Annotated in this window: 12 protein-coding genes; 7 read left to right on the top strand and 5 right to left on the bottom strand. The window is 54.0% G+C overall.

Translation table 11 applies throughout. From position 1 onward, the window contains the following. The first annotated feature begins 3 nt into the window (after positions 1–3). Together KGP16_RS24670 and KGP16_RS24665 are read left to right on the top strand one after the other, a co-directional pair. Entirely contained in the window at positions 4–1,833 is a 1,830-nt protein-coding gene (locus KGP16_RS24670) for a hypothetical protein (protein ID WP_223500493.1), read from the top strand. Continuing rightward, a complete protein-coding gene (locus KGP16_RS24665; RefSeq protein ID WP_223500492.1) occupies positions 1,826–2,458 on the top strand; it encodes an N-acetyltransferase in 633 nt (210 codons plus the stop codon). Before KGP16_RS24670 ends, KGP16_RS24665 begins: the two co-directional genes overlap by 8 nt. A gap of 314 nt (positions 2,459–2,772) precedes the next feature. Here KGP16_RS24665 and KGP16_RS24660 read toward each other — a convergent pair whose 3' ends face one another. Then, positions 2,773–3,096, bottom strand: coding sequence for a DNA-binding transcriptional regulator (locus tag KGP16_RS24660; RefSeq protein ID WP_021181678.1), 324 nt, complete (start codon positions 3,094–3,096; stop codon positions 2,773–2,775). Then, complete coding sequence (locus tag KGP16_RS24655) at positions 3,080–3,439, bottom strand: type II toxin-antitoxin system RelE/ParE family toxin (RefSeq protein WP_223500490.1); 360 nt, start codon at positions 3,437–3,439, stop codon at positions 3,080–3,082. Before KGP16_RS24655 ends, KGP16_RS24660 begins: the two co-directional genes overlap by 17 nt. A 216-nt stretch (positions 3,440–3,655) precedes the next feature. Here KGP16_RS24655 and KGP16_RS24650 point away from each other — a divergent pair, with 216 nt between their 5' ends. Continuing rightward, positions 3,656–4,231 carry an aminodeoxychorismate synthase component II gene (locus KGP16_RS24650; RefSeq protein WP_059199470.1) on the top strand — a complete coding sequence of 192 codons (576 nt, stop codon included), beginning with the start codon at positions 3,656–3,658 and terminating at the stop codon, positions 4,229–4,231. Between the two features lie 94 nt (positions 4,232–4,325). Then, positions 4,326–5,543, top strand: a complete 1,218-nt coding sequence (locus tag KGP16_RS24645) for an aspartate aminotransferase family protein (protein ID WP_024482717.1) — start codon at positions 4,326–4,328, stop codon at positions 5,541–5,543. Positions 5,544–5,574: 31 nt separating this feature from the next. On the opposite strand, the gene KGP16_RS24640 is transcribed toward KGP16_RS24645, so the two are convergent. Beyond that, positions 5,575–7,650: a YccS/YhfK family putative transporter gene (locus KGP16_RS24640; RefSeq protein ID WP_223500489.1), complete on the bottom strand. Its 2,076-nt coding sequence runs from the start codon at positions 7,648–7,650 to the stop codon at positions 5,575–5,577. 56 nt (positions 7,651–7,706) lie between these two features. Then, on the bottom strand, positions 7,707–8,339 hold the full coding sequence (gene crp, locus KGP16_RS24635) for a cAMP-activated global transcriptional regulator CRP (protein ID WP_005969523.1): 633 nt from the start codon (positions 8,337–8,339) through the stop codon (positions 7,707–7,709). Between the two features lie 381 nt (positions 8,340–8,720). Here crp and KGP16_RS24630 point away from each other — a divergent pair, with 381 nt between their 5' ends. After that, positions 8,721–9,128, top strand: a complete 408-nt coding sequence (locus tag KGP16_RS24630) for an OsmC family protein (protein ID WP_021181673.1) — start codon at positions 8,721–8,723, stop codon at positions 9,126–9,128. Between the two features lie 2 nt (positions 9,129–9,130). On the opposite strand, the gene KGP16_RS24625 is transcribed toward KGP16_RS24630, so the two are convergent. Further along, on the bottom strand, positions 9,131–10,039 hold the full coding sequence (locus KGP16_RS24625; protein ID WP_021808048.1) for a LysR substrate-binding domain-containing protein: 909 nt from the start codon (positions 10,037–10,039) through the stop codon (positions 9,131–9,133). 192 nt (positions 10,040–10,231) lie between these two features. Between KGP16_RS24625 and KGP16_RS24620 the strand changes: the two genes are divergently transcribed. Together KGP16_RS24620 and KGP16_RS24615 are read left to right on the top strand one after the other, a co-directional pair. After that, entirely contained in the window at positions 10,232–11,422 is a 1,191-nt protein-coding gene (locus tag KGP16_RS24620; protein WP_223500488.1) for an MFS transporter, read from the top strand. Between the two features lie 5 nt (positions 11,423–11,427). Continuing rightward, positions 11,428–12,606, top strand: coding sequence for an amidohydrolase (locus KGP16_RS24615; protein WP_094981642.1), 1,179 nt, complete (start codon positions 11,428–11,430; stop codon positions 12,604–12,606). Positions 12,607–12,621 lie beyond the last annotated feature (15 nt).

The following is a 12,621-nucleotide window of genomic DNA, read 5'->3' as shown; positions in this document are numbered from 1 at the left end:
GCGATGAAAGGAATGACCACCAGGCCTGATAATCCCGCGGAGGGGCTGTGCCAGGAACGCATCGATGCCTTTACTGACGATTCACAGCGCTTACGCCGCCGACAACGTTATGTGGAGCTTGGCCGGTTGTTGGTGGCGCTAGTTTTGCTGGCGCCGATCAGCGGTCTGTGGTCAGACCCAAAACAGGGTTTTTGGTGGGGGTTGTTGGGTGTGGGTGCCGGGATATTCGTTGCCTTGGTGATCTGGCACCGTCGGTTGGCGGCTCAATTACAGCACTGCCGCACTTTGGTGACTCTAAATCAGGAGAGCCTGGCTCGCGTTAGGCGGGACTTTTCGGTGCTGCTACCTTGCCCTGCCAACCTCGCCGACTCTTTCAGTGAGCAAGACCGGGATCTGAATCTGTATGGACATGCATCACTTGGACAACTCCTGTTCAACCTGTCCACCAGCTTAGGCGATAAGCGGCTGGCCGAGTGGCTGAGCCGGGGAAGTCCGATGCTCGAACAACATCAACAAGCGGTTCGGGAACTGGCTCCTCAGTTGGACTTACGCCAGCGGCTGTATGCTTACGCACGGGACCAGCAAAATATGGCTGGTCATCGGCTAGAGCAGTTCCGAGCCTGGGCAACGGATACTTCAGAACCTCTTGTAACGCCAATTAAGCAACGGATCGGTTGGCTTCTAAACGTTATATTCATTATCTGTCTGCTACTGGTGGTGAGCAAACTCGTGACCGTATGGATCCTCGCCTTGCCGCTCTTGTTGAATCTGGTGTTTCTTGGTTTTAACGCTCAACGGTTTAGGCACTGTTTCGAACAGGCAGATTTGCAATCCGAGGCATTGAACAGCTTGTCACGAATAGTCGAACTCATCGGTAGCGACGAGTTTCAGTCTCAACCTTTACAGCAGATCCGTGAGTCGTTATTGCAGTCGCCGCAACGGCCAGGGGCCGCTCTGCGCCAGTTGTCGGCCATAGTGCATCATTCGCGACTACGTTTTAATCCGGTGCCCTATATGTTCCTGCAGCTCTGCTTGTTGTGGGATTTTCATGTGGCTTTCAAACTACAGCAGTGGCGTAGACAGTTCGCTGTGCATGTGGCCGATTGGTTGGAAGCTATCTCGCATTTTGAAGCCATTAGCGCCTTAGCCAATTTGAGCTTCGAAAACCCGACCTGGGGCTTCCCCGTTTGTAGCAAGGAGCCTGGGATTTCTGCCCGCCAAGCTGTTCACCCGTTGCTACCACCTGGCATAGCGGTAGCCAATGATATTGTGTTGGCTCCCGCACAGGTGACTATTATTACCGGTTCTAATATGTCGGGTAAAACCACCTACATGCGCACGCTGGGTCTCAACCTTAAACTGGCCATGGCCGGGGGGCCTGTGGCCTGTGCTGAAATGCGTTTCCCTCCCTGCGAGTTATATACGGCTATCTCCAGCCGTGATTCGTTGGAGCAGGGGATATCGTACTTTATGAGTGAGGTCGTGCAGATCAAGCACGTGCTGGAAGGTGTCGAACAATGTCATCTACAGCCAGTATTTCTGCTGGATGAACTGCTTAAGGGAACGAATGAACGGGAGCGCAACCTCGCCATTGTTGCACTACTTAAAAAGCTCTGCACCCAACGAGCGATGGGGCTGATGACGACACATAATGTCGCCCTTGCGACGCATCCAGAGCTGCAATCGTTATGTAAAACCATCTATTTTGAGGAGGATATAGATGAACAACTGCCGGAAAAAGTGGTGTTCAACTACCGCCTCAAAGAGGGAGTCTCCACTCAGACCAATGCCCTAAAATTGCTAAGAATGCTGGGTGTAAGTCTATATGATTAAGTATCCCTGTGAGGACCTTCAGTATTGCACTGCGACCGCAGAATATGCTGAGCAGGTCGTTGGCTTGTTGGGCAACATCGATCTGCACACCCAACGTTATATATATGGTCCCAAGGGGCAGCGCAATGCTTACTTGAAGCATGCCTTTCGCTGTGACCTAGGATATTTCGGCTATTCAAGACATCGTCTAGCGCTCCTTGGAAACCGTTGCATCGGTATGGTTGCCGCTTTTGAACGGCGGGAGCACTGGCTGTTGGATATTTACACTCTGAGATCACTTTTTCATGTCTATCCTCTGTTTCAAGCTTTGAAGTGTCTATATCGGCTGTTGGTCTCCACCGCAGCCAGTCCTAAACCACACCGAGGTATTTACTTTCTTTACAATTTTTCCATCGACCAGACATTGGCCGGTCAAGGGGTAGGTTCTTGGTTATTGCAGCAGGAAATTATTCGGGCACGACAACGTGGTTGCCATTACATTGAATTGGATGTTGCTACGACTAATCACCGGGCCATCCGCTTCTATGAACACAATGGTTTCGTGGTCAGTCAACACATTACCAATCGACACTGTATAAAGGGATTTCATTTCGATGAGTATTGGCGCATGTCTCTTGGGCTATAGTCTGAAGCCTACTTACCGTTTGTGGGCCAGAAGCTAGTCGAGAGGTGCTCGGGGACCTCCAGCCTCGTAATCAACTATCGCAGAGAGTTCGAATGTGGCTATAGGTGTAACGGCGAAGTATCGCTGATTGAGTCCGCTGGGCTCACATTTCGCAGGCAGTGTCTGCGAAATGTTGCCTCAGAGAATTCATTCGACTTCGCAGTATTAACCAAAGGCTTTCCGTTGTCTTGGTCGGCTGATGCGAACCATTGCCGGTTAAAACCCTGCTGGGTGTGAGCTTGGATGACTGAATGTTACATTTGCGTTATCAGGTATTAAATCAACACCTTAAGCCCATGTTTCAGGACCACGGTAAGTAACTTCAACGACAGGCCACTGGGGCGTTTTGCGCCGCTTTCCCATTTTTGTACTGTAGAAACGCTGGTGTTTAGATAACGGGCAAAGACTGGCTGGCTGACATTGAGTTTTTCCCGCAATGCTTTGATTTCAAGTGGTTGAAGATCTTTGACGCTGCTGATGCAGGCTTGATCGAAGCTACGCATCGTCTCCTGCGGGATGGCATCGACGCTGAATAACCCAGAAGCTGCACTATGGATGGCTTCAAACGCAGGACTTTTGAATTTACTTTTTGCGGTCATGACAAATCTCCACCAGCTCTTTATTTGTAATCAATGCCATAATCTTTTCATCTGCAAGTACCGCATAGTACTTTGCTAACTCTCGAAATCCAGCAAGTTCACGTTTATCGATGTTGGCCATATCCTGTTTAGCATACAGGAACGTGTAAAACCAATGCACTCCGCCTTTGGCTAATATTATGGCGCGATCACGATTCTCCCTTAGGCGCTTCTTGTATACTCCGCCTCCGAGGTCATCGGCCTTCCCTTCTATCACTGCGTCAATAGCCCGGCATAATTCCCTATCTTTGATGCCATGAGATTCGGCCGTTTTGGCAAACCATTTGGTTTTAAATACGCGCATTAGGTTGACATCCTGTTACCTTAACTATAGCACTTAGTGCTACATTACTCTCTTTTTGGGCTGATTCAACGTTTTCCAATCAGCAAAACTGGCCGTCTTTATGGGTTACTGTTCGAATGTGGCTATAGGTGTAACGGCGAAGGTTAGTTAAACTCGGCTATCTAGCTATTTGATACGGGCGACCGTAACGATCCTTCATACTAAGTTCATTTAAACATGCTGCTGCTGATCGATAACTACGACTCTTTTACCTACAACCTCTATCAGTACTTCTGCGAACTGGGTGCAGAAGTGCTGGTGAAGCGTAACGATGAACTGCAACTGGCCGATATTGAGCGGCTGGCACCGCAACATCTGGTGATCTCCCCTGGCCCCTGTACGCCGAACGAGGCGGGCATCTCGCTGGCTGCCATTCGCCATTTTGCTGGTAAGCTGCCGATCCTTGGGGTCTGCCTAGGTCACCAGGCGTTGGGCCAGGCGTTTGGCGCCGACGTGGTTCGCGCTCGAGAGGTGATGCATGGCAAAACCTCTGCTATCCGCCATCAAAATCTCGGCGTGTTCAAGGGATTGAATAATCCACTGACCGTCACCCGCTACCATTCACTGATCCTGGACGCGGCGACGTTGCCGGAGTGCTTTGAGGTGACCGCCTGGAGCGAACGTGACGGGGAACGGGATGAGATCATGGGGATCCGCCACCGGACGCTGGCGTTGGAAGGCGTACAGTTCCATCCTGAGAGCATTCTCAGCGAACAGGGGCACCAACTGCTGGGTAATTTCCTTGGAAGTTAGCCGTTAGTGGTTTTTTAAGCTTGCCCTTGATTGGTTTTTTATGCATATTTTGTGATTATATTTTCACTTGATAGTTAGCCGCCTGGAGCCAGTAATGACCGAAAAAACCGCAGTTACCCGCAGCACCTTTGATCAGGTTATCCTGCCTGTTTATGCACCTGCCCAGTTTGTGCCGGTGAAGGGCAAGGGGAGCCGCGTATGGGACCAGCAGGGGAAAGAGTATATCGACTTCTCTGGCGGCATCGCGGTGACTGCGTTGGGGCACTGCCATCCGGCACTGGTTGAGGCTCTAAAGCAGCAGGGCGAAACCTTGTGGCATACCAGCAACGTATTCACCAATGAGCCCGCGCTGCGCCTGGCCAGTAAATTGATCGCTGCCACCTTCGCCGACCGGGTGTTTTTCGCCAACTCGGGTGCGGAGGCTAACGAAGCGGCTTTCAAGCTCGCTCGTCATTACGCCATCACCCGTCATAGCCCGTATAAAACCAAGATTATCGCGTTTAATAACGCTTTCCATGGCCGTACGCTGTTCACCGTTTCCGTGGGCGGGCAGCCAAAATATTCCGACGGCTTTGGGCCGAAACCGGCCGATATCGTGCATGTACCTTTCAACGATCTGGCCGCGGTGAAAGCGGTGATGGACGATCACACCTGTGCGGTAGTGATGGAGCCTATTCAGGGTGAAGGGGGCATTACCGCCGCCGATCCTGTCTTCCTCAAGGGCGTACGTGAACTTTGCGACCAACATCAGGCGCTGCTGGTGTTTGATGAAGTGCAAAGCGGTATGGGCCGTAGCGGCAAGCTGTTTACCTATATGCATTACGGCATTACGCCAGACATCCTCACCACCGCTAAAGCGCTGGGCGGCGGTTTCCCGGTGAGCGCGATGCTGACCACCGAAGAGATCGCCTCGGTGATGCAGGTTGGCACCCACGGCACCACCTACGGCGGCAACCCACTGGCCTGTGCAGTGGCAGAGGCAGCGTTGGACGTGATCAACACGCCAGAGGTGCTAAGCGGGATTGAGCAGCGTCGTGGGCTGTTTGTTCAGGCTTTGCAGGAGATCGGTAAGAAATACGATGTGTTCAGCGATATTCGTGGCATGGGGCTGTTGATTGGCGCGGAACTGAAGGCGGGCTATCACGGCAAAGCGCGTGATTTCCTCACTGCCGCTGCTGCACGTGGTTTGATGATCCTCAATGCCGGGCCAAATGTGATCCGTTTTGCCCCTTCGTTGGTGGTTGAGCTGAAAGATATCGACGAGGGCATGGCGCTGTTCGAATTGGCCGTACAGGATGTGATTAACGGCTAATCAAGTTTGCGGGGCTGCGGTCCCGCTAACCTCAGCTTTCCCGCAGTTTGCGCTTCAGCCAGATCCCATGATGTGGGCGCTGGCGCCATGCCAATGACGAAATGGTATGCATCACGGTCAGGTGAGAAAGGATCCGCCTCAAGTGGCGTTCCATCTCGGTGATCGGCATATCTGGATGCAGGTCCGGTGGCTGCATGATGCTGTTGCTGGTACTCGGGCCGTCATATTCCAACCGCTGCTGACAGCTCTGTAAGGCGATCTCACAGGTTTGCAGATACTCCTGAGCCAGCTTTGGCGTCAGCATATAGTGCTCGCGCGCCAGAATGGTCATCGCATTCAGGTGTTCAACAATAAACTGGTTATGGGTGATCCACAGCCGCATATCAGCCAGATAGTTCGATTCAAACCCCGGTTCCTGCATCGCCTGATTGAGCGAGGTAAACAGGGCGTTATGCGCCTGATTGACCTGCATGCGTGTGTAGGCCAGTTCGCTGGGGTCGGGTTCCTGTTCTTCCAGCAATAAACGCAGTGCAGTCTGATCGTGCTCCAGAGCCTGATGGGCGTTTTTACGCAGCATGCCGCTCTGCCACTGCGGCCATAGCCAGATTGTGCCACCAAACACCAGTACGCAGCCGATAAGGGTATCGATCAGGCGGGGGACCAGGAAATGGGTACCGTTCAGCGCCAGGAGCTGCAAGGTGTAGACGGCGGTCACGGTGAAGCCCATCACCGCCAGCCCGTAGTTTTTCCGCAGGATCAGATAGGCCGCCAGGGTGATGGCCAACATGATGCTCAGCGTCACGTTCTCCGGCATCTGTAGTTGCAACAGTCCAGCGGCAATCACCAGCCCGGCCAACGTGCCGAGGGCACGGTGCTGGATCCTCACCCGCGTGGCGTTATAGCCGTTTTGGCTGACCAGCATGATGGTCAGCAAGATCCAGTAGGGTTTTGGCAGATTGAACAGCATGCCAAGGCTGCTGCCTGCCGCCAGAATGACCCCCAGTCTGGCGGCGTTACGCAAGGCGTTGGATTTGAACGATAGATAGCTCACCACTGCAGGCCAGAACGGCAGGCGTGACTGATTGGCCATCAGATTACGGCGGTAAAGTGGGTGCTGAGTGCGCAGCAGGCGTGCGATGCGACTGAAGTGGTAATAGCAGAACTGGCCAACCGGATTATCGGCGTGCTGTGAGGCCACTTTTTCCAGCGCCGCCAGCTCATTCTTCATGCTGAAACGCGAAGAGTGCCGATGATAGAGAATATCGTCGGCCACCACCCGCAGGCGCGTGGCGATCACCTGGGCGTTGCGGCGGATGATCGCTTCGGCCTGGCTTTGCTCCACCAGCTTTTGCACTTCTTCCGGCAGATGCAGGCTGACGGTGATGTGCTCTTGCAAATCGAGCGCCACCTGAAACGTACGCCGCAGGCGCTTTTGCTCCAGGTTATTGGCATGGGGCAGGAAATTAAGCTGTTGGTATAGCAGACTGATCAGATCCATGACTTTCTGCTGGCGTTGCAACAGCGGCGGCAGGGCAGTTTCAGGATCGGTATGCTGCGTCAGTAATGAGTATTTGGCTTCAAAATAGTCGGCCAGCTGCATATACAGCTGGCTTAGAGATTCGCGCATCGGCTGCTCTTTCCACAGCTTGAACCAGGCCCAGGTAAACAGCCCGTACCAGGCGGTGCCGACGATATACAGCAAAGGGGCATGCCAGATTGGCACGGTGCCTACCATGCTGAGGGAAAAGATGGCGGCGACCAATGCGGCTGGTAGCAGGCGTGCGTGCAGCGGGCTGATCTCACCGCTGACGCCGAGCAACAGCGCCATTGCCAGCATCAGCAAGGGTAACGGCAGATCCCACAGCAGGGCTTGTTGCAGCAGAAGGCTGCTGAGTGCGAACAGGGAGCCGCCTACGACCAGGCGTTTGAAAAAGCGTTTGTGCGGCGTATCCAGCCCGGCAATGTTGCAGCAGGCGGGCACCAACGAGAACAGCATGCCGAGTTGCAGGTTGCCAATCAGTAAACCAAACGCCACCGGCAGGCACAACACCAGCGTTTGCCGCAGTGCGTAGTTGACTTCCGGGTGGTAGATCAGGCGGCGCCACATGGTTGGCTATTCAGCAGGTAAAGAAACGGCGCATTGCTGCACCGTTTCCCTGGGGATTAACGCGTACCGTACACGACAATGGTTTTGCCGTGCGCGGAGATCAGGTTTTGATCTTCGAGCATTTTCAAAATACGACCGACGGTTTCACGTGAGCAACCGACGATTTGGCCAATTTCCTGGCGGGTGATTTTGATCTGCATGCCGTCTGGGTGAGTCATGGCATCAGGCTGTTTTGCCAGGTTCAGCAAGGTCTGTGCAATGCGGCCGGTTACGTCAAGGAAGGCGAGGTTACCCACTTTCTCTGAGGTGACTTGCAGGCGGTTAGCCATCTGTGCGGACAGGCGCATCAGGATATCCGGGTTAACCTGGATCAACTGGCGGAATTTCTTGTAGGAAATTTCAGCCACTTCACAGGCGGTTTTGGCCCGTACCCAGGCGCTACGCTCCTGGCCTTCTTCAAATAATCCTAGCTCGCCGATGAAATCCCCCTGGTTAAGGTAGGACAGGATCATCTCTTTGCCTTCTTCATCTTTAATCAGCACCGCGACGGAGCCTTTGACGATGTAGTAAAGCGTTTCGGCCTTTTCACCTTGGTGAATAAGCGTACTCTTCGATGGATATTTGTGGATATGGCAATGAGACAGGAACCATTCGAGAGTCGGGTCTGTTTGCGGTTTGCCGAGAACCATTCGCTGTTATCCTCTGTTGTTATCGCTGCCTTGTATCACAGGGGTCAGAGTTCCCTGTAAAACGTGCTTATAGCCCGGTGTTTTAATTGTGGCTATCAACAGGTTTTGAGGCGTGTTATAGAAATACGCTTGTGCTCTAGCATATTAACTTGCAGGGAGAGCTGCAAGCTACATTCTGTTAACAAACCAATATAGGGGCCTTTCCTTGGACATATCCCTGAAATCGGTGACCTGGAAAGAGTTATTGCGGCTCTGTTTGTAGCACAGAGTGAGGCGGGTGTCTTGTGTTGTCTCGCTTCAGCATGATTAGCGTCAGGTTACGTTGCCAGAATGTATGCGAAAGCGTACCCTGTTTTTAAGAAATTAACCGGAGTGTGTAACATGCAGGCAAGAGTTAAGTGGGTAGAAGGGCTGACATTCCTGGGTGAGTCTGCGTCTGGTCACCAGGTTTTGATGGATGGCAACGCTGGCGATAAAGCGCCAAGCCCGATGGAAATGGTGTTGATGTCCGTCGGCGGCTGTAGCGCCATCGACGTAGTGTCGATCCTGCAAAAAGGGCGTAACGATGTGCGTGACTGTGAGGTAAAACTGACCTCCGAGCGTCGTGAAGAAGCACCGCGTCTGTTTACCCATATCAATCTGCATTTTATCGTCACCGGCAAAGGGCTGACCGATAAGATCGTCGAGCGTGCGGTGGATCTTTCCGCCGAGAAATACTGCTCCGTCTCCTTGATGCTGGGTAAAGCCGCCAGCATTACCCACAGCTTCGAAATCCGCGAAGTGGCCTGATCCTACCAAGGGTAGCGCAGGCAGTGGGCACGCAATAAATCAAGAAATCGCCGTGCCGTCACGGTTAGCGGCGATTTCTGTGAATACAGCACGCAATATTGCGCTTGTGGCAACGTGTCGATAGGCAATGCCACCAGCCGACGCTGCAAATAGAACGGTGCACTCATCGCCCGCGCCACGATAGTCAAATAATCCGCCTCCAGCACCATATTCAAGCCACAGGTCACAGAGTCCGAGCGAATGGGCGAACGACTCAATTGCTGATAGAAGGTGCCTAACACCGCACGCAACTGCTGGTAGTAACCCATATCGGTTTCCGGTAATAACCACTTGGCCTCACGCAATTCGTCCAACGAGGTGGCCTGCGCCAGTGGGTGCCCCTGGCGTGCGATAATGCAAAAAGAGGCGTTGAACAGCGGTTCACGCACCAGATCCTCCAGCGGAAGTTCCGGGCTGACGGTACCCACGGCAAAATCCAGGCGGCCTTCGCGCAATGCTGGCAGTAGCGTAGAAAGCTGCGCCTCGCGGATCAGCAGATTGGCCTGTGGAAACGGCTGTTTGAAGGCCTCGACCAGTTCCGGTAATACCGTCAGGGCGAGTAGCGAAGAGCAACCAATGGCGACGTTACCTTGCGAATGCTGATTCAACTGCTGGATCTCGTCGGCGGCGCGCTGCAATTCCTCCAGGATCAACTGCATTCGCAGGGCGAAGGCGCGGCCGGTTTCGGTCAGCGTCATTCCCTGACTGCTGCGATTGATCAACTGGGTTTCCAGGATCTGTTCCAGTTCACGGATGGTGCGGCTCACCGCCGGTTGAGATTGCTCAAGCGCGCGTGCCGCCCCGCGAATACTGCCGCTGCGGATCACCTGCTGGAAGACTTTCAACTGTTGTAACTTCGGTAAATAGCGCATTCCCCACCCTATCAATAAAAAGCATCACCCCTTACAAAATTGTATCTTATGCCGCTCGGCAAAAGGCGATAATTTCAGCATGTTGCTGTAAGTGACTGTTATTAAAACTATAAAGTGACCTGGATCACATTATTAAACTACGCCCGTCACGCTGGTGGGCAGCCTGGGTGATAACTTAAAGGAATATCGGCGATGAAAAATCGTTCGCTAATGATTTTTTTGCTGTTTGTGGGCTATGTCGTGGTGTACATCGATAAAACCGTGATGGGTTTTGCGCTGTTACCTATCGAACGCGAGTTCAATCTACAGCCGGAACAGCTGGGCTACATTACCGGGATGTTTTTCCTGGCGTATTCCCTGTTCCAGATACCGGCGGGCTGGCTCAATGACCGCTTTGGCTTTAAGAAAGTGCTGTGCAGTTCGTTACTGCTGCTGGGGGGATTCGCCCTGTGCTTCGGCATTCTGGGGTTCGGCCTGGGCCTGCTGGTGACGTTCCGCTTCCTGTCCGGCATTGGCCACTCCGGCTATCCGTGTTCCTGCGCCAAGGCGGTGGTGGCGAATTTCCCACTGGAACAGCGCACCTTCGCGCAGTCCATTCTGCTGTCCTCCGCCGGGTTGGCGATGACCGTCGGGCCGCTGGTCGCGGTCTATTGCCTGGATCACATCGGCTGGCGTGGGTCGTTCTCTGCGCTTGGCCTGTTAGCATTCTTGATTGCCGCCTGCATCTTGTGGCTGGTGCCAAATCCGCCACAGGTGGCGCCCGCCAAAGCTGGGGCAGCCGCAGCCAATTATAAGGCCCTGCTGAAAAACCCAATTGTGTTGCTGCTGTTTGTGGCGATCTTCTGTATCAATATCCCGTCGTATGGCCTGATGGCCTGGCTGCCGAAATTCCTGGTACAGCAGCGCGGAATGCCGCTTGACGTCTCCAGCATGGTGGTGGCCGCCGGCGGTCTGGGGATCTGGATCTCCTCACTCGGCACCGGCTGGCTGGTCGGGCGCTACCTGCAAGGGCATGAGCCGTGGGTGATCTTCTTCAGTTCCCTGATCAGCGCCTTGTGCATCTGGCTGGTGTTTACCAGCGAATCGGCTCTGACGGCCAGCCTGTTCTTGTTCCTGGGTTATATCTTCCTGATGGCCTCGTTCGTCACGGTGTTTACCTTGCCTATGAAGCGCTTGCCGACGGAAGTGATGGGGGCAGCGATGGGGCTGATTAACACCGGCGGCACCTTGGGTGGCTTTGTGGCCCCTATTGCCATGGGGTATCTGATCACCATCAGCCACAACTACATGACGACGTTTATCTTTTTGGCACTGGCTATGGTGGTTTCCGGGCTGGTGATCCTGCCATTGGCGGGTAGAGCACGCCAACCGGCACTGAATTAAGGAGTATGAACATGAACATTGAACAGCTGATTGACGGTGTGGAACAACAGGTATTGCAGTGGCGGCGTCATATCCATGCGAATCCGGAGTTGTCATTTCAAGAGGCGCAGACGGCAGATTACATAGCCGGACAACTAGCCAGCCTTGGTCCGTTGAAGATCACCCGTCCTACGCCGAATAGCGTGGTTGCCGAATTGCAGGGCGCAGCGCCGGGGCCGTGCTATGCCTTGCGCGCCGATATTGACGCCTTGCCGATCCAGGAGGAAAGCGACGAGCCTTTCTGCTCGACCCGGCCAGGGGTGATGCATGCCTGCGGCCATGATGCCCACAGCGCGATGTTGCTGGGCGCGGCCAGCGTGTTGTGCCAGTTGCAGGCCCAGCTGCAAGGCTCGGTGCGTTTTATCTTCCAGCATGCCGAAGAAGTGCCACCGGGCGGAGCCCAACAGCTGGTAGACCTGGGTGTTCTGGATGGCGTGAAGATGATCTTCGGCCTGCATGTCATGCCCAACTTCCCGACCGGTGAGGTGGGCTTGAAGCAGGGCGTGTTCAGTGGCTCCAGCGATAACTTCGACATCGTGCTGCAGGGTAAGGGTGGACATGGCTCGATGCCGCATCTGTGTATCGATCCGGTGCCGATTGGTGCGGAGATCGTTAGCGCATTACAGCAGATCGTGGCACGTAAACTTGATCCGTTAAATGCCCCGGTGTTGACGGTGGCAACCTTCCAGGCAGGAGACAGCTATAACGTCATTCCAGACACTGCCCGGTTGGCAGGAACGTTACGTACTCATAATCAGGAAGTCCGTGATCGGGTGCCGCTGTTGGTAGAGCAAACCGTTGCTGGGATCAGCCAGGCGCACGGTGCCAGCTATAAGGTTGACTGGACGCGTGGCTATACCATCGGTAATAACCACCCTGATGCCTGCGTTATTGCGCGCGAGGTGGTGGCCGAAGCCGTGGGGCCACAGGCGTTGCGGGAATTGACCAGCGCGATGTTTGGCAGCGAAGATTTCTCCTCCTATCAGGAGAAAGTGCCGGGGTGCTTCCTGTTTATCGGCAGCGGTAACGAGGCGATCGGTGCCACCTACGGCGTGCATAATCCCCGTTTTAAACTGGACGAGGCGGCGATGCAGATTGGGGTGAAACTGCACGTCGGTTTTATCCGCCATCTGTTGATGCGTTAACAACGGTGGGCGCGG

Origin of the sequence: Serratia sp. JSRIV006, assembly GCF_019968685.1 — a bacterium.
In the GTDB taxonomy this organism is placed as follows: Bacteria; Pseudomonadota; Gammaproteobacteria; order Enterobacterales; family Enterobacteriaceae; genus Chania; species Chania fonticola_B.
This window is presented reverse-complemented; position numbering and strand designations above follow the sequence as displayed.